The sequence below is a fragment of the Halomonas qinghailakensis genome (assembly GCF_025820815.1).
In the GTDB taxonomy this organism is placed as follows: domain Bacteria; phylum Pseudomonadota; class Gammaproteobacteria; order Pseudomonadales; family Halomonadaceae; genus Vreelandella; species Vreelandella qaidamensis.
Genome location: NZ_CP096973.1, coordinates 3,707,110 through 3,731,116 on the forward strand (window position 1 = coordinate 3,707,110; position 24,007 = coordinate 3,731,116).

Annotated in this window: 23 protein-coding genes; 3 read left to right on the forward strand and 20 right to left on the reverse strand. The window is 49.1% G+C overall.

Annotation, left to right across the window (positions count from 1 at the left end; all coding sequences use genetic code 11):
* Positions 1-9 precede the first annotated feature (9 nt).
* A complete protein-coding gene (locus M0220_RS16915) occupies positions 10-1,689 on the reverse strand; it encodes a glutamine--tRNA ligase/YqeY domain fusion protein (RefSeq protein ID WP_264018293.1) in 1,680 nt (559 codons plus the stop codon).
* Positions 1,690-1,845: 156 nt separating this feature from the next.
* Here M0220_RS16915 and M0220_RS16920 point away from each other — a divergent pair, with 156 nt between their 5' ends.
* Together M0220_RS16920 and M0220_RS16925 are read left to right on the forward strand one after the other, a co-directional pair.
* Complete coding sequence (locus M0220_RS16920) at positions 1,846-2,346, forward strand: peptidylprolyl isomerase (protein WP_030073142.1); 501 nt, start codon at positions 1,846-1,848, stop codon at positions 2,344-2,346.
* Between the two features lie 13 nt (positions 2,347-2,359).
* Entirely contained in the window at positions 2,360-3,130 is a 771-nt protein-coding gene (locus M0220_RS16925; protein WP_264018294.1) for a UDP-2,3-diacylglucosamine diphosphatase, read from the forward strand.
* A gap of 80 nt (positions 3,131-3,210) precedes the next feature.
* Here the strand turns inward: M0220_RS16925 and M0220_RS16930 are convergent, their stop codons facing one another.
* From M0220_RS16930 to M0220_RS16965, 8 genes are all read right to left on the reverse strand, one after another.
* The gene (locus M0220_RS16930; protein WP_264018296.1) at positions 3,211-5,025 is read right to left on the reverse strand and encodes a SurA N-terminal domain-containing protein; all 1,815 of its coding nucleotides are present in this window, start codon (positions 5,023-5,025) and stop codon (positions 3,211-3,213) included.
* Positions 5,026-5,136: 111 nt separating this feature from the next.
* The gene (locus M0220_RS16935; protein ID WP_030073150.1) at positions 5,137-5,409 is read right to left on the reverse strand and encodes an HU family DNA-binding protein; all 273 of its coding nucleotides are present in this window, start codon (positions 5,407-5,409) and stop codon (positions 5,137-5,139) included.
* Between the two features lie 195 nt (positions 5,410-5,604).
* Positions 5,605-8,034 (reverse strand): endopeptidase La, encoded by a 2,430-nt coding sequence (gene lon / locus M0220_RS16940; RefSeq protein ID WP_030073152.1) that lies wholly within the window; start codon positions 8,032-8,034, stop codon positions 5,605-5,607.
* Positions 8,035-8,225: 191 nt separating this feature from the next.
* Positions 8,226-9,506: an ATP-dependent Clp protease ATP-binding subunit ClpX gene (clpX, locus tag M0220_RS16945; RefSeq protein ID WP_030073153.1), complete on the reverse strand. Its 1,281-nt coding sequence runs from the start codon at positions 9,504-9,506 to the stop codon at positions 8,226-8,228.
* A 74-nt stretch (positions 9,507-9,580) separates the two neighbouring features.
* The gene (gene clpP / locus M0220_RS16950) at positions 9,581-10,198 is read right to left on the reverse strand and encodes an ATP-dependent Clp endopeptidase proteolytic subunit ClpP (protein ID WP_030073154.1); all 618 of its coding nucleotides are present in this window, start codon (positions 10,196-10,198) and stop codon (positions 9,581-9,583) included.
* Between the two features lie 64 nt (positions 10,199-10,262).
* Entirely contained in the window at positions 10,263-11,615 is a 1,353-nt protein-coding gene (gene tig / locus M0220_RS16955; RefSeq protein WP_030073156.1) for a trigger factor, read from the reverse strand.
* Between the two features lie 249 nt (positions 11,616-11,864).
* Positions 11,865-12,233: a hypothetical protein gene (locus tag M0220_RS16960; protein ID WP_264018297.1), complete on the reverse strand. Its 369-nt coding sequence runs from the start codon at positions 12,231-12,233 to the stop codon at positions 11,865-11,867.
* Between the two features lie 2 nt (positions 12,234-12,235).
* Positions 12,236-12,697: a flavodoxin domain-containing protein gene (locus tag M0220_RS16965; protein WP_030073160.1), complete on the reverse strand. Its 462-nt coding sequence runs from the start codon at positions 12,695-12,697 to the stop codon at positions 12,236-12,238.
* A gap of 142 nt (positions 12,698-12,839) precedes the next feature.
* On the opposite strand from M0220_RS16965, the gene M0220_RS16970 reads away from it, so the two are divergent.
* The gene (locus M0220_RS16970; RefSeq protein ID WP_030073162.1) at positions 12,840-13,046 is read left to right on the forward strand and encodes a DUF2788 domain-containing protein; all 207 of its coding nucleotides are present in this window, start codon (positions 12,840-12,842) and stop codon (positions 13,044-13,046) included.
* Between the two features lie 61 nt (positions 13,047-13,107).
* Here M0220_RS16970 and M0220_RS16975 read toward each other — a convergent pair whose 3' ends face one another.
* The 11 genes from M0220_RS16975 to M0220_RS17025 all read right to left on the reverse strand — a co-directional run bounded on the left by M0220_RS16975 (position 13,108) and on the right by M0220_RS17025 (position 24,007).
* Positions 13,108-13,398: an integration host factor subunit alpha gene (locus M0220_RS16975; protein WP_264018300.1), complete on the reverse strand. Its 291-nt coding sequence runs from the start codon at positions 13,396-13,398 to the stop codon at positions 13,108-13,110.
* Positions 13,399-13,517: 119 nt separating this feature from the next.
* Positions 13,518-15,899: a phenylalanine--tRNA ligase subunit beta gene (pheT, locus tag M0220_RS16980; protein WP_264018301.1), complete on the reverse strand. Its 2,382-nt coding sequence runs from the start codon at positions 15,897-15,899 to the stop codon at positions 13,518-13,520.
* A gap of 26 nt (positions 15,900-15,925) precedes the next feature.
* The gene (pheS, locus tag M0220_RS16985; protein WP_264018303.1) at positions 15,926-16,945 is read right to left on the reverse strand and encodes a phenylalanine--tRNA ligase subunit alpha; all 1,020 of its coding nucleotides are present in this window, start codon (positions 16,943-16,945) and stop codon (positions 15,926-15,928) included.
* A 157-nt stretch (positions 16,946-17,102) separates the two neighbouring features.
* A complete protein-coding gene (gene rplT / locus M0220_RS16990; RefSeq protein ID WP_009097607.1) occupies positions 17,103-17,456 on the reverse strand; it encodes a 50S ribosomal protein L20 in 354 nt (117 codons plus the stop codon).
* Positions 17,457-17,513: 57 nt separating this feature from the next.
* Positions 17,514-17,708, reverse strand: coding sequence for a 50S ribosomal protein L35 (gene rpmI, locus M0220_RS16995; protein ID WP_009724291.1), 195 nt, complete (start codon positions 17,706-17,708; stop codon positions 17,514-17,516).
* Positions 17,709-17,789: 81 nt separating this feature from the next.
* On the reverse strand, positions 17,790-18,281 hold the full coding sequence (gene infC / locus M0220_RS17000; protein WP_030073174.1) for a translation initiation factor IF-3: 492 nt from the start codon (positions 18,279-18,281) through the stop codon (positions 17,790-17,792).
* Between the two features lie 60 nt (positions 18,282-18,341).
* The gene (gene thrS, locus M0220_RS17005) at positions 18,342-20,264 is read right to left on the reverse strand and encodes a threonine--tRNA ligase (RefSeq protein WP_030073176.1); all 1,923 of its coding nucleotides are present in this window, start codon (positions 20,262-20,264) and stop codon (positions 18,342-18,344) included.
* A gap of 214 nt (positions 20,265-20,478) precedes the next feature.
* Entirely contained in the window at positions 20,479-21,348 is an 870-nt protein-coding gene (locus M0220_RS17010) for an OmpA family protein (RefSeq protein WP_030073177.1), read from the reverse strand.
* A gap of 289 nt (positions 21,349-21,637) precedes the next feature.
* Positions 21,638-22,105, reverse strand: coding sequence for a DUF2489 domain-containing protein (locus M0220_RS17015; protein WP_264018304.1), 468 nt, complete (start codon positions 22,103-22,105; stop codon positions 21,638-21,640).
* Positions 22,106-22,398: 293 nt separating this feature from the next.
* Complete coding sequence (locus M0220_RS17020) at positions 22,399-23,445, reverse strand: COX15/CtaA family protein (RefSeq protein ID WP_264018305.1); 1,047 nt, start codon at positions 23,443-23,445, stop codon at positions 22,399-22,401.
* 55 nt (positions 23,446-23,500) lie between these two features.
* Positions 23,501-24,007: a hypothetical protein gene (locus M0220_RS17025; RefSeq protein WP_264018306.1), complete on the reverse strand. Its 507-nt coding sequence runs from the start codon at positions 24,005-24,007 to the stop codon at positions 23,501-23,503.

The following is a 24,007-nucleotide window of genomic DNA, read 5'->3' on the forward strand; positions in this document are numbered from 1 at the left end:
GACGATTCCTTAGCCCTTCTGTTTGATTTTCGCCCAGCTATCTTTCAACCCAACGGTACGATTAAACACTAGCTGCCCTGGCTTAGACGCATGACGGTCAGCACAGAAATAGCCCACCCGCTCAAACTGAAAACGGTCTTCTGGAGCAGCATTCGCTAAGCTTGGCTCACCAATAGCGTGGCACACCGTCAAAGAGTCTGGATTTAAGTGTTCGAGGAAGTCGACATCTTTATCACGGTCCGGCTGTTCAACCGTGAATAAATTGTCATACAGGCGCACTTCCATCGGTACACCATGGGCTGCACTCACCCAGTGAATCACGCCTTTCACTTTACGGCCTTCCGGATTTTTGCCCAGAGTATCGAAATCAACTGAACAGTGCAGCTCTGTTACATCCCCGGCTTCGTTCTTAACAACGTCATCACAGCGAATCACATAGCTGTTACGCAGGCGAACTTCTTTGCCGGGCGCTAAACGAAAGAACTTTTTGGGTGCGTCTTCCATAAAGTCGTCTTGGTCAATGTACAGCTCGCGACTAAATGGCACTTTACGCACAGCCATATCGTCACGTGCGGGGTGACCAGGCACGTCATATACTTCTTCATGATCTTCAGGGACGTTAGTCAGAACCACCTTAAGGGGGTTCAATACGCACATTGCCCGCGGCGCATTGTCCTCAAGATCTGAGCGAATCGCATGGGTTAGCATGGCAATATCCACCAAGCCACCATCGGCGCGAGTAACCCCAATCATCTCACAGAACTTGCGAATAGATGCTGGGGTATAACCGCGACGACGCATACCTGAAATGGTTGGCATACGCGGGTCGTCCCAGCCATCGACGATCTGTTCATCAACCAGCAGCTTTAACTTACGCTTCGACGTGAGGGTGTAATCCAAATTAAGTCGAGCAAACTCGATTTGGCGCGGCTTAGCGGGGACTGGCAAGTTATTCAAAAACCACTCGTAAAGCGGACGGTGGTCTTCAAACTCCAGCGTACAAATGGAGTGCGTTATGCCTTCAATGGCATCCGACTGGCCGTGGGTAAAATCATACGACGGGTATATTTTCCACTTATCGCCTGTTTGATGGTGGCTTGCGTGACGAATACGATAAAGGATCGGGTCGCGAAGATTGATATTGGGCGACGCCATATCAATTTTAGCCCGAAGCACTTTTTCACCTTCACCAAACTCACCGTTACGCATGCGCTCAAGCAAGTCTACATTTTCATCTACGCTACGCTCGCGGTAGGGGCTTGGCTTACCTGGTGCCGTAAGCGTGCCGCGGTATTCACGAATTTCATCCGGTGAAAGATCATCAACATAGGCTTTATCTTCGCGGATCAGGTGCTGTGCCCAGGCATAAAGCTGGTCAAAGTAATCTGACGCAAAACGCACAGGTCCTGCCCATTGAAAGCCTAACCAGCTAACGTCTTCCTTAATCGCGTCGATATATGCCTGCTCTTCCTTCGCTGGGTTGGTATCATCGAAGCGTAGATGACAGTCACCCCCTAGCTGTTCCGCCAACCCGAAGTTCAAACAGATCGATTTTGCATGTCCAATATGCAAAAAACCGTTGGGTTCAGGGGGAAAGCGCGTCACAATTTTGGTGACCTGGCCGCCCTCTATCTCGTCGCGTACTTGGTTGCGAATGAAGTTCGGCGCTGGGGTGGTCTCGTTGGTCATGGTGGTGTTGATAACCTCATGGTGGATGGCGTACTAGGCAACCAATGCCTACGCTATTAGGGTTTGCGCTTCGCGGTGCCAAGCAAAACCGCTATTATAACGTGACGCCGATGCACAGCGCCAAGGCGAACGCCTTTATTGAACAGGAATTTATTTATGATCGTATTACAGACCAACCACGGTGACATCACTATTGCGCTTAATCACGAAAAAGCGCCGATAACTGCCGCTAACTTTGAGCAATATGTCCGTGATGGTTTTTATGATGGCACTCTGTTTCATCGTGTTATCGATGGTTTCATGGTGCAAGGCGGCGGTTTCGATCAAGAGTTCAACCAAAAGCCAACACGGGACCCAATCGAAAACGAAGCCGACAATGGATTACAAAACACCGTTGGCACACTTGCGATGGCGCGCACCCAAGACCCTCACTCTGCTACCGCGCAATTTTTTATCAATGTTGGCAACAATAGCTTCTTGAACCATAGCGGTAAAAGCCTTCAAGGTTGGGGCTACGCAGTGTTTGGAGAAGTTGTCGAGGGTATGGACGTCGTAGACGCCATTCGTGGTGTCAGCACTACCCGACGCGGCATGCACGCCGACGTACCTGCTGACGATGTCATTATTGAGCGCGCTTACGTAAAAGAAACCGACTAATTTTAGGAATCCTATGCGCACTCTGCTGATAGCTGACATGCATCTAAGCAGTGATACCCCTGAGATTAATCAGGGGTTTTATCGCTACTTAGAGCACACCGCTACAGGGTCTGATGCTCTGTATCTATTAGGCGACTTATTTGACGCCTGGATCGGAGATGATCTTCTTGATACACCACACCCTCTTGGCGACGTTGCCTGGGAAGTGGTCAAGCGGTTACGCAAATTGAGCAGTAACGGAACCGCCGTTTACTTCTTACACGGCAACCGAGACTTTCTGATTGGCGAGCGCTTCATCCATGAGTGCCAAGCCTCCCTGCTACCCGAAAGCCAAACGGTGGAACTCCAGGGCGTGCCAGCCGTTATTCTACACGGCGATAGCCTTTGCACTAGAGATGAAGCCTACATGGCATTCCGCCAACAATCGAGAGACCCTCAGTGGCAAGCGCAAATCTTATCGTTGCCTCTTGATCAGAGGTTAGAACTTGCTAAGAGTCTCCGTATGCAGTCAGGCGATGCTAACGCAAGCAAAGCAGAGGCGATCATGGATGTAACGCCTGAAGAAGTAGTGACACTGATGTCGCACGCCGGTGTCACCACTATGATTCATGGCCACACTCACCGGCCTAAGGTACATGATTTAACGGTCGAAGATGTGCCGGCAAAACGATTTGTACTTGGTGACTGGGATGATCAGCACGGCTGGGATATTGTAGTTGAGCGCACCGCAGACCATTACCCCATGCCTGTTTTACGCCAATTCACCTTAGATAACCCACCTTAATTGCTAACATTTGCAACATCATCAAAAAAGCCGACCAAAAAAAGATGGCCGGCTTTTTTATCGTGCTGATATAGCTTTAATTAACGTTCAATTTCCGCATCACTAAGCAGATCGTCAACCAAGCCCTGGATAACAGACTGGGCACGAAGCTGTTCAGCCATTTGCGCGACAAAAGAGGTAAGCTGCTCGTCAACGTCACCCACCGAGACGCTATCAAGCGCTATGATCGCGACACTTTCTGGCAGTGACACTGAGCGATAAACGCTACCATCCTCGGGGCGAGGCATTCGAAATACCTCCTGCACCAATGTTTGGGGAAGCACACTGTTAGATTGGCGTGAGATATTGTTAGCCTCAAGCCATTCAATGTTATTGGCTTCACCTGATGTTAATGCTGCAATCATACGAGCTGCTTCTTGCTCAAGCGCTTCTTGACGCTGTTGAGCAGCAACCGCGTTAGCAACTTCATCACGCACATCATCTAGTGCCAGCTGTGTTGTTTCACGATGCTCTGCAACACGCAGCACAAGACGACGATCATCATCAAGCTCGATTACTTCGCTGTTGTAGCCTTCCTCTAGCACGTCATCACTAAAGGCTTCATCAAGTACGCCCGGTTCAGAAAGTACCCCTTCGCCCTCGCCACGTGCCAACCAGTCGGTTTTGTTCAGCGTTAGACCAAGATCATCTGCCACACTCTGTAGGTCATCTGCGGCAAAACTCTCATCAATTAAGCGCTGCACTTTTTGATTAAATTCATCACTGACATCACGCAGTGCAACATCTTGCTGAAGTGCTTCACGCTGCTCCTCAAAAGGTGGCGCTGAAAGCTCAGTTACCTGGAGAATATGAAATGCACCATCCATCTCTACCAACTGAGATGTCTCTCCCTCATCAAGAGCAAAAGCAGCTTCATCAAAAGCATCGCCAAAGAAACCGCGGCTAATAACGCCTAAGTCACCCCCCTCTTCGGCACTTGCCGTGTCATCTGAGTAACGCAATGCGGTATCGGCAAACGATTCACCGTTGTTCAACGCATCTAATGCTTCGTTAGCTTCTGCTTGCGCTTCTTCACGGCTACGTTCATCACCAAACGTCACCATGATATGAGAAACACGACGATCAGCATTGCGATTCTGTTCACGCCACGCATCGCGCAACTTTTCCTCATCAATGTCAACGCCCTCCGCCATGGCTTGGCGGTCAACTAACACATACTCAACGCGCACCTGTTCAGGTCGTTCGAAACGTGCTTGATTGACATCGAAATATTCCTGCATTTGCGCATCAGTAACCTCTACGTCAACACTTACATCATCAGCATCTAATAAAACATACCGAAAGCTACGCTGCTGACGTTGTAACTCAGCTAAACGCTCCTGCTCGCTTTCCAGGCTGAAGTCGCTAAACGCAAGGCCTTGTTGTAAATGTTGGCGTTTGATGTCAGCACGCAGCTCTTCACGAAACGCCACTGGGGTATACCCTGCGCCGGCGAGACGGTTGCGAAATATCTCAGATGAAAAACGACCATCTTGATCATGGAACTCTGGCAAACCAACAATCATTTGATCTAGTTGGGCATCGGAGACGAACACACCACCGTCTTCAGCATACTGCGTTAGCAGTTGCTGAGTTATCAACTGGTCAAGGACATCATTGCGAAGCGCCCGTTCTTGCTCTGGTGGTACCTGTCCAGAGCGAAGTGCACGTTGCACTTCAAGCTCAATTTGCTGGCGCATGATTGGCTCGCCATTAACGCTCGCCACTTGATTAGGATCGTCGCCAAAAACACTAAACAGCGACTCCACACCAAAAAGTGCCATGGCAGCAACCATAACACCAATAATTATTTTGGCACCCCAGCTTCTGGAGCCATCTCGAATACTTTGCAGCATGCTAGCCTCAGATCATCACAGCCATCTATCGCCCCAACTATCGGGCCAGAAAAAAACATGGGCGCATCGCGGATGCGATGCGCCCATTAGCTTACAGCAAACGCGAGCCAATTAGTTGACGGCGTCTTTCAGCGCTTTACCGGCTTTAAAGCTAGGTACTTTCGCAGCGCTAATTTCAATCGGCTGACCAGTCTGCGGGTTACGACCAGTACGTGCAGCACGCTCTTTAATAGCGAAAGTGCCAAAGCCTACCAGTGAAACACTTTCGCCCTTTTTGAGGCTATCGGTGACAGACTCCACCATGGCATCCAATGCGCGGGTTGCCACTGCTTTGGGAATATCAGCAGACGCGGCAATAGCTTCAATCAGCTCAGACTTATTCACACTTCACCCCTTGACTATTTCAAAAAAATGGCTCTGAACGGCACTGCCACCGTAAGATATAACTTCAAAGCATGGCTGCGATTTATAGCAATGCATTGAAACACCTGTCAAGCGACAGAGCCGTGAAATGCCCAAAACTCAATGTCTTGGACAAACTTATTAATTAATGTCAAAAACTCAACGGAGCATTAACGCTTAATGGGTACTTGCTACAGTGGTTGAACCAAAAGCTGCGTCAGAACTTTTTAACGCAGAACTCTCATCAACCGGATCATTATGCAAGGCTACCGCTAGTACCTCATCTATCCACTGCACTGGGCGAATATCAAGGGCCCCTTTGATATTTTCTGGCACTTCCTTAAGATCTCGACGATTTTCCTCGGGGATCAAGACTATCTTTATACCACCGCGACGAGCTGCCAGCAATTTCTCCTTCAGCCCCCCAATAGGCATCACTTCACCACGCAGGTTAACTTCTCCAGTCATCGCCACATCACAGCGTACAGGGCGTTGAGTGTAGGCAGAAACAATAGCGGTTACCATGGCAACGCCTGCACTAGGGCCATCTTTTGGCGTGGCACCTTCTGGCACATGAATATGCAAGTCTTCGTTCTCAAATCTCTGAGGGTCAATCCCATACTCTTTCGCACGGGCCTTAACGACCGTTTGCGCCGCACTCACTGACTCTTTCATAACATCGCCCAGCGAGCCGGTTTTGTTAATACGCCCCTTACCAGGTGTCACAACAGATTCGATATTCAGTAATTCGCCGCCAACCGATGTCCATGCTAGCCCCGTCACGCGACCAACTTGATCTTCCTGTTCAGCCAACCCGTAGCTATAACGACGTACGCCAGCATAGGCTTCAATATCTTCAGCTGCTAGTACCTGCTGTGCCTGTAGTTGGCTACCCTGCTTACCACCAGTTGTCTGCTCGGCTTCTAGACGTTCACGCAGCACTTTACGGCATACTTTAGCGATCTGACGCTCTAGCTCTCGCACCCCAGCTTCACGGGTGTAATAACGCACTAGTTCTAACAATGCGTCGTCGTTAAGTGCCAGCTCTTCCGTCTTTAGGCCATTCGCTTCCTGCTGCTTCGGCAACAAATATCGTCTCGCGATTGCTAGCTTTTCATCTTCTGTGTAACCCGGCAAACGAATTATTTCCATGCGATCCAAAAGCGGACCTGGAATATTCATCGAGTTAGCAGTACAGATGAATAGGGTTTCAGACAAGTCGTAGTCCAATTCCAGATAGTGATCACTGAAGCTATTATTTTGCTCTGGATCAAGCACTTCTAGCAGCGCTGAGGCAGGATCACCACGATGATCCATCCCTAGCTTATCGACTTCATCCAGTAAGAAAAGCGGGTTTTTAACACCAGCACGGCTCATCCGCTGCATTAACTTACCCGGCAGTGAGCCAATATAGGTGCGGCGGTGACCACGAATCTCAGACTCGTCACGAACACCGCCTAACGCCAAACGAACATACTTACGATTTGTTGCCCGAGCGATAGATTGTCCAAGAGAGGTTTTCCCCACCCCTGGCGGCCCTACCAAACATAATACAGGCCCTTTCATCTTACGAACACGCTTCTGCACAGCAAGATATTCAAGAATACGTGCTTTTACTTCTTCTAAGCCGTAGTGATCCTGATCGAGCACTTCCTGTGCTTTCACTAGGTCGTGCTTTACACGTGTGCGCTTCTTCCACGGGACCGCAATTAGCCAGTCAAGATAGGAGCGAACAACCGTTGCTTCGGCAGAATTAGCAGCCATCATCTTGAGCTTATTAAGCTCCTGGGTCGCTTTATCAGCTGCCTCTTTAGGCATTCCAGAAGCGGCAATGGCCTGCTCGTATTTTTCAGCTTCATTTGGCACATTTTCCAGCTCACCCATTTCTTTCTGGATGGCCTTCATCTGCTCATTGAGATAATACTCGCGCTGGGTCTTTTCCATCTGCTCTTTTACGCGTGAGCGGATGCGCTTTTCAACCTGCAACAAATCAATTTCTGATTCAATAAGTGCCATTAAGTGCTCGATACGGTCGCGGACACGATCCATTTCAAGCAGCTCTTGCTTATCACCTATCTTTAACGACAGGTGTGCGCAAATGGTGTCCACCAAGCGGCTTGGATCTTCAATTCCAGAAAGCGAATTGAGAACCTCGTTAGGCACTTTTTTGGACAGTTTGACGTATTGCTCAAATTGATTGAGCAATACGCGCACTAACGCTTCTTGCTCACGACTAGTCAATGGCTGACTCTCACGCGGCACTAGATGTGCCTGGGTGTAACCAGCTTCGTTTTCTTCAATCTTCATGACATCGGCGCGAAAATTACCTTCTATCAGCACTTTCACCGTGCCATCGGGTAATTTTAGCAACTGCATGATATCAGCCACGGTGCCCATGGCATAAAGATCAGCATTGTCAGGCTCGTCCTGTGAGGCCTCGCGCTGAGCTACCAGCAGCACACGTTTGTCGGCATCCATCGCTGCTTCCAATGCTTGGATGGATTTCTCGCGACCAACAAAAAGTGGAATAACCATTTGCGGATACACAACGACATCCCGCAAAGGCAACAGGGGTAGACATTGTGTCTGATCGGCGTTCTGCTGCATCGCAGACGTTCCTCAAAATCGGATGAGTACTTGAAAGGGTACTTAATCAAGTACCTCACAGTATGAAAAGCATGGCGCTGGGCAACTAGGCAGAAACTTTACGAGTAACAGATGAATAACGAGGGGCCGCCTAGGCGACCCCTTTGTTTGGCGCAAGCGAGCAAGACTAGGCCATCGTAAATGCTTAACCACTAGCCATCGGTACCATCAACACGTGTTTCTTCCTGCTTTGAATAAATCAGCAACGGTTCGCTTTCACCAGCAATCACTGAACTATCAATTACCACTTTGCTAACACCTTCAAGCGAAGGAATTTCATACATGGTATCTAGCAGAACGGACTCAAGGATAGAACGCAGCCCTCGCGCTCCGGTCTTACGCTCCATCGCTTTGATAGCCACTGCACGCAGCGCATCATCTCTAAACTCCAGCGTCACATCTTCCATTTCGAAGAGCTTAGCGTATTGCTTAACCAGTGAGTTCTTTGGCTCAGTTAAGATTTGTACCAGTGCATCTTCTGTTAGCTCGGTGAGTGTTGCAATCACTGGCAAACGGCCAACAAATTCAGGTATTAACCCAAACTTCACCAAGTCGTCTGGTTCTACATCAGCCAGCAGCTCACCAACGCCACGCGAGGACTCTTTGCTCTTCACGCTGGCATTAAAGCCAATGCCACCTTTCTCAGCCCGATCACGGATAACTTTATCAAGTCCCGCGAAAGCCCCCCCCACAATAAACAGAATGTTGGCCGTATTGACCTGAACAAACTCTTGCTGGGGATGTTTACGACCACCTTGGGGCGGCACAGAGGCGGTTGTCCCTTCAATCAACTTGAGCAGCGCCTGTTGAACGCCCTCACCCGACACATCACGTGTGATGGAAGGGTTATCGGATTTGCGTGAAATCTTATCAATTTCATCGATATAGACAATGCCACGCTCAGCCTTCTCAACGTCGTAATCACACTTTTGCAGAAGCTTTTGGATGATATTTTCAACATCTTCACCCACGTAACCCGCTTCTGTCAGCGTGGTGGCATCGGCAATGGTAAAAGGTACATTAAGTAGCCGTGCCATGGTTTCCGCTAGCAGCGTTTTACCACTACCTGTAGGACCAATAAGCAGAATATTTGATTTACCTAACTCTACATCGCCTTCGCGCACTTCTGACTTGAGACGTTTGTAGTGGTTATAAACCGCCACAGAAAGCACCATTTTGGCGCGATCCTGTCCGATGACGTAGTCGTCTAACGTATGACGTATTTCGCGCGGCGTAGGTAAACGCTCTTCATCGCTCTCGGCATCGGCTTCGAGAACTTCTTCGCGAATGATGTCATTACATAAGTCGACACACTCATCGCAGATATACACGGACGGGCCTGCAATTAGCTTGCGCACTTCGTTTTGGTTTTTACCACAAAACGAGCAGTATAAAAGCTTGCCACCTTCGTCCTTGCCTTTGCCGTCGGCCATTCGCGTACCTCTATCACTGCGGCGGCTTACGCCGCCGGAAAAGCTCGTTAGAAAAGCAGAATCCTATCACGCTATCAGGATGTAGGCCGCTTATCCAGCACTGCGTCAATCAAGCCATATTCTTGGGCTTTCGTGGCGCTCATAAAGTTGTCACGGTCAGTATCCCGAGCAACGGTATCAAGATCTTGGCCAGTGTGGTGCGCTAAAATTTGATTCAACTTTTCACGAATACCTAGAATTTCACGGGTGTGAATTTCAATATCAGACGCTTGACCTTGATAGCCACCCAACGGCTGATGAATCATTACACGGGAATTAGGTAAGCAGTAACGTTTACCCGCAGCACCCGCTGTTAACAACAACGCACCCATGCTAGCCGCTTGGCCAATACATACCGTTGATACATCCGGCTTAATAAACTGCATGGTGTCATAAATAGACATACCAGCCGTAACCGATCCACCAGGCGAATTGATGTAAAGATGGATATCTTTATCAGGATTTTCTGACTCAAGAAATAGCAGCTGCGCCACCACTAAATTTGCCATGTAATCTTCAACTGGTCCTACCAGGAAAATAACACGCTCTTTTAGAAGCCGTGAGTAGATGTCGTAGGCTCTTTCCCCTTTGGCGCTCTGCTCAACCACCATGGGCACTAAACCGCCGGCGTTTTGAATATCAAACTCACTCATTCGTGATTCCTTGCGTCCGGTAAGGGAAAGCGCACCCGATGAAAGGGTGCGCCACTCGATGAAGTTAGGCGCTAGCTTGCTCGCTTTCTTCAACATCTTCATCTTGCTCGGCTTGTTGCTGAGCTGCTGCCAATGCCTGTTGATAGGACATTTCAACGTCTTTAACGTTCGTCTGCTCTAATAGCTTATCAACTGCTTTCTCTTCCAGAATGGCAGACTTCACTTGAGTTTTGAGTTGCTCATTACTCATGTAGTACTCAACCACCTCGGAAGGATCCTGGTACTGCTCTGCCAGTTCTTCAACTTTAGCTTTAATCGCGTCATCGTCAGCGTCCAACTCATTCGCTTTGATAACCTCAGCCAACAACAAGCCTACCTGAACACGGCCTTTCGCTTGCGCTTCGAACAATTCATTTGGCAGTTGACTAACGTCAAAGTCTTCACCCAAACCAAACTGCTGCGCTGCTTGGCGTTTCATGCCATCAGTTTCCTGCTGAACAAGCGCACTAGGCACAGGGATATCATTCGCTTTTTTCAGTGCATCTAGCACTTGCTGCTTAACACGGTTATCAACCGCTTGAGCAGCTTCGCGCGTCATGTTCTTTTTGATTTCAGCACGGAACTTGTCTTCATCACCATCTTCAACGCCAAAGCGAGCAATAAACTCAGCGTCTACGGCCGGCAGCGTTTGGCTGCTGACTTTATGAACAGTAACTTTAAAAGTCGCCTCTTGGCCTGCAAGATGCTCCGCCTGATAATCGTCAGGGAACGTAACAGTTATCGTTTTCTCATCACCTGCTTTCGCACCGATTAACTGCTCTTCAAAGCCTGGAATGAAGCTGTTAGAGCCAATCACCAGAGCATGGCCTTCTGCACTTCCACCTTCGAACGGCTCATCGCCCAGGAAGCCCTGGAAATCGATAGTGACCTGATCGCCATCAGCGGCAGCAGCGTCTACTTCTTCCCAGGCAGCGTTTTGCTTACGCAGTGTGTCGATCATTTCATCAACATCACTATCGCTAACAGTTACTACTGGGCGCTCAACCTCAGTCCCTTCGATAGAAGCAAGCTCGACCTGCGGATAAATTTCCATTACCGCTACAAACTCTAAATCTTTACCAGTTTGATTTACTTTTGGCTCAATCTGGGGGAAACCGGCAGGATTAAGGCCTTCCTCTGTGATGGCGCGCACATAGCGCTCACGCATCACTTCACCTACCACTTCGTTGCGCACGCTGTCGCCATAGCGCTGACGAACTACAGCCATCGGCACTCGGCCCTGGCGAAAACCATTCAAGCGAACGTTTTTCGCGGTGTCTTTCAAGCGAGCGCTGACGGCCTCGTCGATTTCGGCGGCCGGCACCTGAATAGTGATACGGCGTTCGATCTGGGAGGTCGTCTCGACGGAAACTTGCATGAATTGTCCTCTAGCGGCTGGGCGTTATGTTGATTGCGTAAAATAAGTTCAAGGGGGCAATTTTAAGAACCCTAGCGCATCGTGGCAAGCGCCATACTCGCAAGATGGGGGCACAACCCACAAATACAAGAGTAATTACTAGCAAAACGGCCGTTTTAGGCCGTTTTTTTGGTTGCAAGGCAACCAAAACCCTTTCGAAACGTTAAAGATAGCGTTGTAGCCTAATTAGCTAACCCAACGCAATGGTCTTTACTCGCGTTTTCCCCACCATAGGGAAATGGCATGAAATAGTAGCCCGCACGTCGCTGCGTGCGAAATAAATACTTGCCAACTAATCCAGTCAGTGAATAAAGCATGCCATGCCCCCATCACGAGGGCACCCATTAGCAACATCAACGCTAAACGCTGACATAACTTAGGTAACTCTTTTCGTGCACTAACAGAGAGCATTTTCCACTGAACAGCAGCGGCCCCTAGTACGATAGCGAGTGCGATAAGCAGCAGTGTTTGGCGTGTTTCATGCCCTTCTACCATATAGCGTGGTATAGCTGCCAACATTACGATGCAAAGTCCGATGGCAACACTTATACGTTCCGGAGAATAAGGGACCCGCTGCATTATTAGGCAACCTTTAGCTGCTGAGCCACTATCCACTCTTCCACCCATGGAACAGCGGCGTCATCTGCCATGAAGGTTTCCATTGCATCGACTTCAAGACGATCTCCTAGACGCGTGGCACCGTGCTCTTCTAATAGAGCATCTAGTGCCCTTCCCGCTCCACAGAAAGTTTCTCCATACGAGCTATCGCCCAACGCAATCAAGCCGTAGCGTAACGATGCGAGTGAAGGACTTTTTTCCTGCAAACCACGCACAAAGGAAACAAAATTACCTGGAAAATCGCCACTCCCCGTTGTCGATACGCAAAAAAGCGTGAGATCTGCAGAATGAGTCAAGTCATTGATGGTTGGCTGTTCTGAAATATCAACTTTGTAGCCCGCCTGTTCAAACAACGGTTTTACTTGCTCTGCGACATCTAACGCACCACCGTACATAGTACCGACTAAGATTGTTAGCGTTGGCATGCTCGTACTCCTCTGTAAAAGTGTCGCACTACACGTCGTTCAGTCGACAAATACCCGATTAATTTGGTCAAATATTAACACGACTTGTAAAGACGGCACACGCCTCCCCAGGTGGGATCATTAATTTTGCACAGGAAATGTTATGCAACAACTTTTTGAGGCATGGATCACACCCATTATGGTTGGTGGTCTAATCGTATTTATGTGTTTTATTATTTGGGATTTAGCGAAAAAATCGAACGCTGGAAAATTCGGCACCATCATGCTTTTTGTTGTTTTGGGAGCTGGCATGCTGGGCTACGTTATTAAGGTGGTGATTACCTGGCTGATCGAAGGGCGTGGCGTTTAGCCAACAGATGAAAAAGGAGTGCCGTTCGGCACTCCTTTTTACTTACTTAACCAATCAATAGCTACTTGTAGCGTTCTACCTGTTGCTTCAGTTTTTGGCCGGGACGGAAAGTAACGACGCGGCGGGCAGAAATTGGAATTTCCTCACCTGTCTTGGGGTTACGCCCTGGTCTTTCGCGCTTATCACGCAAGTCGAAGTTTCCGAAACCCGACAGCTTAACTTGCTCATTTTCGCGTAAGCAGGCACGAATCTCTTCAAAAAAAGCCTCAACCATGGCTTTTGCTTCTCGCTTCGACAGCGCAAGCTCAGTGTGTAAATGTTCTGCTAGCTCTGCTTTGGTCAACGCACCCATAAGGCCCCCTCCATGTAGCAAACGCATTGCCAAGAACGTGATAAGCGTCGCGTTATGGCGCTATTTAGTTATTCGCAAGAACTGATCCCAAACATCACCTACCGTCCTGGCTACAACGGCTATGCTCGTAGCTCGGCGCCTAGTTCAGATCGTACTTGCGCTATGATGGAATCTACCAACAGGTTGATTTCATCATCATTTAGCGTGCGCGATGCATGCTGCCACGTCAAGCCCAACGCAATACTCTTGTCACCATCGGCCACGCCCTTACCAGCATAGACATCAAACAGTCTAATGTCTTTTAAGTAATCGCCCGCTTGTGCTTTTGCACAATCAAGCAGTGCCTGAACTGGTGTTTCTGCCTTGACGGTGAAAGCCAAGTCGCGACGAACCTCTGGATAGCGAGACAGTGGCTCAAACGCTGGAATGGCGCCCTCACTGAGTGCATCTAGGCGAACTTCGAACATAACAGCATCAACCTTCAGTCCCAACTTAGCTCGCACCTGAGGATGTAACGCACCAATCCAACCAGCAGGCTTACCATTGTGCAACAGCTTAGCCGTTTGCCCAGGATGTAGCGAAGGGTGCTCATCTGGCTCAAAGCGCCAAGCATCAAACGCGCCACCAAGCGCTAATAGACTTTCTAAATCCCCTTTTAGGTCATAAAAGTCGACCTGAGCCTTAGCCCCGCTCCAGCCTTCTGGCTCACGACTCCCACACACCAGGGCTCCCATCATGGGCACCTGCGACAGGTTGTCTAAATGACCATTAAATACTAAACCGGTTTCAAACAATCTGACACGGGTCTGCTGGCGGTTAAGATTATGTTCAAGCGCACGCACCAAGCCCGGGAACAGGCTAGCGCGCATCACTGACAAATCTGACGAAATCGGGTTTGCCAACACTGGCGATACCGCGTCTGGCAGCAGCGCCGTCTGTAGGTCAGGCGCAACGAAACTATAGGTTATCGCCTCCTGAAAACCACGCGCCACCATCTGATTACGCAATTGAGCCTGTGTCAGCATTGCTTCGTTAGCGGGACGTAGCGCTAAACGCGCTGCGGGGCGCCGGACAGGCAGATTATTATAGCCATGAATCCGGGCAATCTCTTCAATGAGATCTTCTTCAATTGCCAAATCAAAGCGCCAACTTGGTGCTGTAACGGACCAGCCATCTCCCTGTTTATCAACCGCTAGCCCTAAACGCTGAAGAATGTCAGTTACATCTTCAGCTGGCAGCCGCTTTGAAAGCGCACTTTCTAGACGTGCTTCGCGCAGTACGATGTTGCGTGGCGCTGGCAAGTATTCACTACTAGATGACTCAACAACGGGCCCTGCCTGGCCGCCACATATCTCCATCAAAAGCTTGGTGGCTCGCTCAATTGCCACTCTGGCAAGTGCCGGGTCAACGCCACGCTCAAACCGGTGAGATGCATCCGTATGAAGACCATATGAACGCGCTTGCCCTGCGATAGCCAACGGCGTGAAATAGGCAGACTCCAAGAAAATCGTGTCTGTTTTCTCGTTTACACCTGAGTTCTCACCCCCCATGACACCAGCCATTGCTAGCGGGCCATTATCGTCTGCAATAACCAGCGTCTCCGACCTCAGCGCTACTTCTTGCCCATCCAGCAAAGTCAAACGCTCATCCTTGCCCGCCAACCGAACGGTGATACCGCCATGAAGGTTATCGCGGTCGAATGCATGCAGCGGCTGACCAAGCTCCAGCATCACATAGTTAGTGACATCAACCACAGGATCAATAGATCGAACACCACTGCGACGTAAACGTTCTACCATCCACAACGGGGTTTCGGCACTAACATCAACGTCTTTAATAATACGCCCCAAGTAGCGCGGGCACTGTTCTGGCGCCTCAATACGCACTGAAAAAGTATCACTGATACTAGCATCAACAGTGGCCATTTCAGGCCCACTTACCGGAAGACGATTGAGCACACCCACTTCTCGGGCTAGCCCCTTAATACTGAGGCAATCACCACGGTTCGGCGTGAGATCAACTTCAATAGTCATATCATCGAGTTGCATGTACTCACGAAAATTTACGCCTACCGGCGCGGAGGCAGGTAGCACAAAAATACCTGGTGACACCTCCTCCGCCAAACCTAACTCAGAGGCGGAGCAAATCATTCCGCGAGACTCTACGCCACGCAATTTGGCTTTCTTGATCTTGAAGTCGCCAGGTAACACACCACCCACTTGAGCAAATGGAATTTTTTGGCCCACATCAACGTTGGGAGCGCCGCACACCACCTGCACAGGTTCACCCGTACCATCATTAACGGTACAGACGTTGAGTTTATCCGCGTCTGGGTGCTTCGCCTTGGTCAATACCTCTGCGACCACTACCCCGCTAAATGGGGATGCAACGGCCTCAATGCCATCAACCTCAAGGCCTGCCATGGTGATCTGATCGGCGATTGCCTGTGTATCAAGCTGCGGTGCCACCCAATCACGCAGCCACTGTTCTGAAAATTTCATAAGGGTTCCCGTCGTTGGCAGCGGTCTTAGGTAAATTGGCGAAGAAAACGCAGATCGTTCTCAAAGAACAAACGCAGGTCGTTAACACCGTAGCGCAACATTGCAAGCCGCTCGGCACCCATTCCAAATGCAAACCCTGTGTAGCGCTCAGCATCAATACCTGAGTGCCGAAATACCTCGGGATGCACCATGCCACAGCCCATCACTTCCAACCAGCCGCTATGCGAGCAAACACGACAGCCATCACCGCTACACATCACGCACTGAATATCGACCTCTGCAGAAGGTTCAGTGAATGGAAAGTAAGAGGGACGGAAGCGCACTGAAAGATCATTGCGTTCAAAAAAAGCTTGGAGGAAATCTTCAATCGTGCCTTTAAGATCTGCAAAACTCACACCTTCGTCAACCAACAGACCCTCCACTTGATGGAACATTGGCGTATGGGTGAGATCTGAATCGCTACGGTAGACGCGACCGGGGCAGACAATGCGAATTGGCGGCTCGCTACTCTTCATCGTACGCACTTGAACTGGCGACGTATGGGTACGCAACAGGCGGGTAGCATCGAAATAGAAGGTATCGGCCATACCGCGCGCCGGGTGATGGGCAGGTATATTTAGCGCCTCAAAATTGTGATAATCATCTTCAATTTCTGGCCCTACCGCCACATCGTAGCCAATCCTGGTAAATAAGTTCTCAATGCGCTCAAGCGTGCGGGTAACAGGGTGCAAACCACCACTCTCTTGACCACGACCGGGTAATGTTACATCAATTCTCTCTGCCGCCAAGCGAGCGTTGAGTGCTTGGCTTTCAAGCTGTTGACGCTTTGTATCAATTTCAGTAGCCAGGGTCTGTTTTGCCTGATTAATTTGCTCACCGGCGGCAGGACGCTCTTCTGCTGATAGCTTTCCTAAGCCTTTCAACAAGGCCGTCACTTCGCCTTTTTTACCTAAGTAACGTACGCGCAACTCATCTAGGGCAGAGACACTTTGCGCTGCCTGAATCGCATCGCGGGCCTCTGTGACCAGAGTAGGAAGATGGTCCATCCGATTCACTCCGAATTAAGCGGTTTCCATCTCTAAAGATGGCTGGCATGTTGAAGGTGACAAAAAAACAGGGGAAGAGCGGCTGCTCTTCCCCTGCATGGGTCACACTAAAATGACCTCAGACACATCACACTGATTTAGCTCAGCGTTATATGCTTTATTGGGCAGCCTTGGCTTTTTCCACGATAGCTGCAAACGCAGCTTTTTCGTGTACTGCCAGGTCGGCCAATACTTTACGGTCAATTTCAATACCGGCTTTCTTCAGACCGCCAACAAAGCGGCTGTAAGACATGCCATTGATACGCGCGCCAGCGTTAATACGCTGAATCCACAAAGCGCGGAATTGACGCTTGCGGTTGCGACGGTCACGGTAAGCATACTGACCGGCTTTGATAACAGCCTGTTTGGCTACGCGGAAAACACGCGAACGGGCACCGTAGTAACCTTTGGCCTGCTTCAATACTTTTTTATGGCGACGACGGGCAACTACGCCACGCTTAACACGGGTCATAACACACTCCTGACTTTATGACTGAGGCTGAATGCTCTCAGATAAGAAAATTCGACCTTACAGATTCGGCAGCATGCGCTGGATCAGCGCTTTATCAGAAGCATGAATCTGTTTCATGCCACGCAGCTGACGCTTACGCTTGGTCGACTTCTTGGTCAAGATGTGGCTACGGAAAGACTGCTTGTGCTTGAAGCCATTCGCGGTCTTTTTGAAGCGCTTGGCAGCGCCGCTGTTGCTTTTGATTTTCGGCATGAGAAAACTCCGCTCGATATTTTTTAGAAAACCCAGGGCCGATCAGCGCTTTCACGCTGATCCGTTAACTTCGCCGTTGGATCACTTCTTTTTCGGGGCAATAATCATGATCATCTGGCGTCCTTCCATTTTGGGGAAAGACTCAACCGCTCCGATCTCTTCCAGGTCTGCCGCGATCCTTTCCATTAGCTTACGGCCAATGTCTTGATGCGCCATTTCACGACCACGGAAGCGCAATGTGACTTTGCCCTTATCACCACCTTCTAGAAAGCGTGTCAGGTTTTTAAGCTTGACCTGATAATCGCCTTCATCGGTGCCAGGACGGAACTTAACTTCCTTAACCTGGATTTGCTTTTGCTTTTTCTTTTGAGCCGCTTTTTGTTTCTTCGTCTCAAAAACAAATTTGCCATAATCCATGATCTTACACACGATCGGATCGGCATTCGAAATTTGTACGAGGTCTAAACCGGCAGCTTCGGCACGCTCAAGTGCTTCGGTGGTGGGCACAACACCCAACTGCTCACCTTCAGCATCGATTAAACGTACTTCTTCTTCGATAATTCTCTCGTTCATTGGTGGGCGTTTGTCTTGTGGACGCCCGCGCTGATTGCTTCGCTTGATTGCTCCGTCTCCTTAGGCAATTGACGATGTCGCCAGGGCTGCTCGCTCCGCACTGCAACGGTCAATGAATTCATCGACTGTCATTGTGCCGAGGTTTTCGCCGCTGCGAGTTCGCACGGCCACTGAGTCAGCTTCGACTTCCTTATCTCCCACCACAAGGAGATAGGGAACTTTCTGTAATGTGTGTTCACGGATTTTAAAGCCGATCTTCTCGTTCCTCAAGTCCGCTTTGACACGTAAACCATTTTTTTGCAGCCGTTGCTCCAACTCAAGCGCATAATCACGCTGCGCATCAGTAATGGTCATCAAAACGACTTGCTGAGGCGCCAACCACAATGGCATAGCGCCAGCATAGTGCTCAATTAGGATTCCCAAAAACCGCTCAAAGGACCCTAAGATAGCACGATGAAGCATAACAGGGGTCTTACGCGTCCCATCTTCATCTACATATTGCGCGCCTAACCGCCCTGGCAAATTAAAATCTAACTGTAGAGTACCACATTGCCAAACACGATTCAGGCAATCACGCAGGGCAAATTCAATTTTCGGCCCATAAAAAGCCCCTTCTCCTGGCTGAAGTTCCCAATCAAGCCCCGTTGCATTAAGTGCAGCCTCAAGCCCATGCTCTGCTCGATCCCACATCTCTGCTTCGCCAAGAAAATCTTCAGGCCGTGTTGAGAGTTTAAGCTCAACGTCTTCAAAGCCGAGCGTTTTATAAACCTGCAAGGTAAGCACAATAAATGCTTCTGCTTCTGCCTGAATTTGGCTTTCAGTACAAAAGATATGCGCATCATCTTGAGTAAAACCACGAACACGCATCAGACCATGTAAGGAACCCGATGGTTCATTTCGGTGGCAGCTACCAAACTCTGCTAGGCGCAACGGCAAATCGCGGTAGCTTTTCAACCCCTGATTAAATACCTGCACATGACAGGGGCAATTCATCGGTTTAACGGCATATTCACGCTTTTCCGACTCAGTGGTAAACATGAGTTCACTATAATGCCCCCAATGACCAGATTTCTTCCACAATGAAAGATCTACCACCTGCGGCGTTTTAATCTCTTGATAGCCATGCGCACGCTGAATTTTACGCATGTAATCTTCCAAGGCCTGGTACATCGTCCAGCCATTGGGGTGCCAAAACACCATTCCAGGCGCTTCTTCTTGCAAATGGAAAAGATCCATTTTTCGCGCCAGTTTACGGTGATCTCGTTTTTCAGCTTCTTCTAGGCGTTTTAAATAAGCCTTGAGCTGCTTCTTATCGCCCCATGCGGTGCCATAAATACGTGTCAGCATTGGGTTAGAAGCATCACCACGCCAATAGGCACCCGCCAACTTTGTCAGCTTAAAAGCTTTAAGGTGTCGCGTATTTGGCACGTGCGGCCCACGACACATATCCGTATATTCTTCATGGTGATACAAACGAATTGTTGCATCTTTGGGTATATCGCGAACAATTTCTTGCTTGAATGTCTCGCCACGCTCAACAAATGTACTCATCGCTTTGTCGCGATCAACGTACTCGCGTATCACATCGTAGTCACGCTCAATGAGCGATTGCATACGTTTTTCAATGGCATCTAAGTCTTCAGGCGTTACAGACTTACCAAAGTCAATATCGTAATAAAAACCATCATCAATCACCGGCCCAATGGCCATTTTAGCATCAGGATATAGCTGTTTAACCGCATGCCCAATCAGGTGAGCGCAAGAGTGACGAATAATCTCCAGGCCCTCTGGATCACGGGCGGTAATTATCGCTATTTCAGCATCATGCTCGATTAAATCAGCAGCATCGACCAACACACCATCAATCTTGCCAGCCACACAGGCCTTGGCCAAACCAGGGCCAATCGATTCTGCGAGCTGCATGATAGAAAGTGGTGTTTCGAACGTTCTTTGGCTGCCATCAGGCAATGTTACTATGGGCATTAAGGTATTCCTTGAGCGCAGTGGTGATCCATACCAAGGATCACATTTCGCTATCAATGGTGGAAAGTGTTGAGTTTTTTAAAGTCGTTCAGCCTACCAGAATTTAGCAAGCCGTAAAATAAAACGGGAGGCAAAAAGCCTCCCGTTTCGTACTTAAAGGGCAAGTATCAACAGCCGTATTTAGCCCCTTAATAAAGGTGAATCAATGAGTAGCTTAGTTCCACTCATCCAATTCAACACGGCGGTTCTGGAAGCGACCTTCTTCTGTGTCATTAGAAGCAACCGGACGCTCTTCGCCATAACCAATGGCGCGCATACGGTTTGCACTTACGCCACGCTGAGCCAGGTAAGCAGCAACCGACTCTGCACGACGCTGTGAAAGGTTCTTGTTGTACTGATCAGAACCACGCGAATCAGTGTGGCCTTCGATGCTTACGCGTACGTTCGGGTTGTTAACCAAACGCTCGGCAACACCGTTGAGCACGTTCTGCGCGTTCGGCGTTAGCTGAGCAGAGTCAAATTCAAAATTAACATCACGAAGCACTAGACTCTCTGGGCAGCCAAGTGAGTTAACTTCAACACCTGCAGGGGTGTTAGGGCACTGATCACGATAATCCGGCACGCCATCATTATCAGAGTCCAGCGGGCAACCATTGGCATCAACAGATACGCCAGCAGGCGTTCCTGGGCACTGGTCACGGTAATCAGGAACACCATCACCATCGGAGTCCAGCGGGCAGCCTTCAGCATCAACTGCAACGCCTGCAGGCACTTCACCATAGCTCGGACACTGCGGAGCCACTGGCTCAGGCGTGCGGTCTGCACATAGCAAGCCCCCAATTGCTGCACCAGCTGTTGCACCAATAGCGGTATTTTCATCTTCATCAGAGTTGCCACTAGTAGCGTAGGCAATACTGCCGCCGATGACACTGCCAGCTAAGCCACAAACGAAAGGATGTTGATACCAATCGCGGTCACTATTTGCGCTGGTTTGGCCAGATGATTGTGATGCTGAGCTGGCGCAGCCTGATAAGCCAACTACCAGTGCGGAACCGATTAGCAAGCCAGTCGTTGATTTTTTCATGCAAGACTCCTTCTTGATCCAATGCTGACATGGTCATGAGACCAAATCTATCCAATGCTTCTTATTGCGAGAGCATCCATTTTTCGCTGCCCAGCGCTATGGCGATATTCTACGGTCACCGTAAGGCTGGGCGTTTGCCTATGATTAACCTTTAATCACGAGAAGGCAACAATGCCGAGATATCAACTTCTTGCCAATACCGACAATTTCAGCATAGCAAAGCTGACGCAATAAGCGTCAAAAAACGTAGGGTAACGCATTTACTAATCATAACGCTCGTTAAACAACGTTAATGAAGCCCTGCTCCCCCTTTAGATCTCCAGTTGATTACCTGCTGCGCTGCTGCCAGAACTGCAGAACGCATTTCATCCTCAACAGCAAGCCGCTCTTTGTCTTCTTGCATCCGTTCTCGTGGTGTTAGCTGATTTCGTGCAGAGTGTGTTTTTAGATGACGTGTACGGTTATATACTTCTGCAAATGCTTGAAATTCCGGCCGCTCCGCTAGGCTTGGATCGACAATCTCCAGCAGCACCTTGCAGCGCCAAGAACCTTCCGTAATGTCGACTTGCTCTTGAACAAGCGCACTGACGACGTAATCGAGATTTTCCAAGCTATTTTGGTGGGCTCGTCGGTCTTCATCGATTCTGAAGGCTTCTCGACGCTTTACTTCTTGACGAAGTTTAAAGGCATAAATACCAAGAGCCACAATCATCGCTACTGCAGCCGCAAGCAATATTAACGCTAGCGTGGTACTCATAACGGTCCTCGCAAAGTCTTAAAAGAATTTGACAATAACTATACACCCTATTGAACCAAGTAGACTAATTTCAAATCTTGAAACACATTCGTTAGATTAACAACCATGAAGCACACTTAATAAAAATTATTTTTTCATTGATGCAAGCAAATTTTATGCCGCATGATAAAAATAAAAAATATTAGTTAACGGCAACTCGGCCTATTTATCATTAGCCAGCAATTTATGGGTATATAAAAATGCGCGCTGCCCATAATATGGGGGCTTACAGCTCTTACAAGCCGTCCCGTGGTTCAGTCGGTATTATCTTGATAACGCCAGCACCAAACCGCCCACCCCATGCTTATTGTCAATGCAACCGCACCAGCGGTATGTAACAGCGCCAGCCATAACGGCAGCCACAACAAAACGTTGGCAACGCCAAGTATGACTTGTATAACGTAAGCCATAACCACCAGCGTAAGCGCTCGACCAACAGAGACAGTCGTTCGATAGCGCCACCATAATACCAATAGCGCTATCCCAAGAAGAAGTGCTCCAAGGCGATGCATCATGTGTATTGCAGTACGTGCGTCGGCATGTAACTGCCCATGTAAATAATTAGGTCCAACAGTTTGTGTCAGGTGAAAGCCTTCACTTATATCCATTTCTGGCCACCACTGCGTATTGCAGGTCGGGAACCCTTGACAAGCAATGCCTGAATAGTTGCTGGTTACCCAGCCACCTAAGGCAAGCTGCAAAATCAATGCCGATACCCCTATCACCCAAAGTAAATTCATGCTGCTAGTTGGGGAGACATAGCTTTTGGGAGATGAAATAGCATTGCTAGGGGTAGTCAAATGCCTCGTTAAGCTAAGGCGAATTCGCATATGCACCCAAAAAAATAGCGTTAGCACACTTAGCCCGCCCAACAAATGCAGAGTAACCACCTGCGGCCAAAGCTTTAAAGTAACGGTAAAAGCCCCAAATGCTCCTTGAAGCAATATAACCACTAGTAGAGCAAGACTAACTTTCCATGGGTATCCTGAACTCTTGCGTAGTGACCAGCCTATCGCCACGACGCTTAGCACGATAAGCCCTAAAAAACTCGCCACATAGCGATGAGCCATCTCTACCCACGCCTTAAAAGGCTCAAGAGGCACATCAGGATGGCGTAGCGCAGCATGTTCATTATCAGGGACTAGCAACCGTCCATAACACCCTGGCCAGTCTGGGCAACCTAAACCAGCGTCAACTAAGCGCGTCCATGCGCCGACTAGAATCACTAGCGCTGTCAGTGCCGTACCGGCCAAGGTGATGTATTTCAGCCATTGTAAACGCCGCTCAGTAGAATGTGGCACGTTGTTTCCTTACGACCTATTAGGTCGAGCATCCAGAATAGCAATAGGGTATTAATTACAGCGGATTAACCTTAAACAAATGCCGTATATCATCGAGAATATCAGCTGCAGGTACTGCATTGTTAAATGACAGCGCGGGTCTGCCGAATGGATCCATTAGCCATACACCATTTTCTTCGCGCCATTCAGGCTCCACTAGCCATCGATTAACGACCTCCCCAGGTAGCGCTTGTGCACTCCCACCTATTCTAAGACGCTCTAAGCGTGAGGCCTCTCGACCCAACGCACGATGCAAACGCCACAATTCATCCATTCGCTCATCACAGAGCGAAGTGCAGTCAAATACTAATATCCACACATCGTTTTTTTGAGGTTTATCGCTTAAAGGCCAATCATCCAGCAATGGTGCTCCGACGTGTACTTGCCCATGGGCAGTATCATTACTAGGTATGCCTATTTGCCATGTCAACATCGCCCACGCAGTCACAATAGGCGCAGCGAATGCTGCAAAAATAAGCAACAGCTTAACTCGCGGGTAACGAACTGGCTGGCGTTGTTCCAT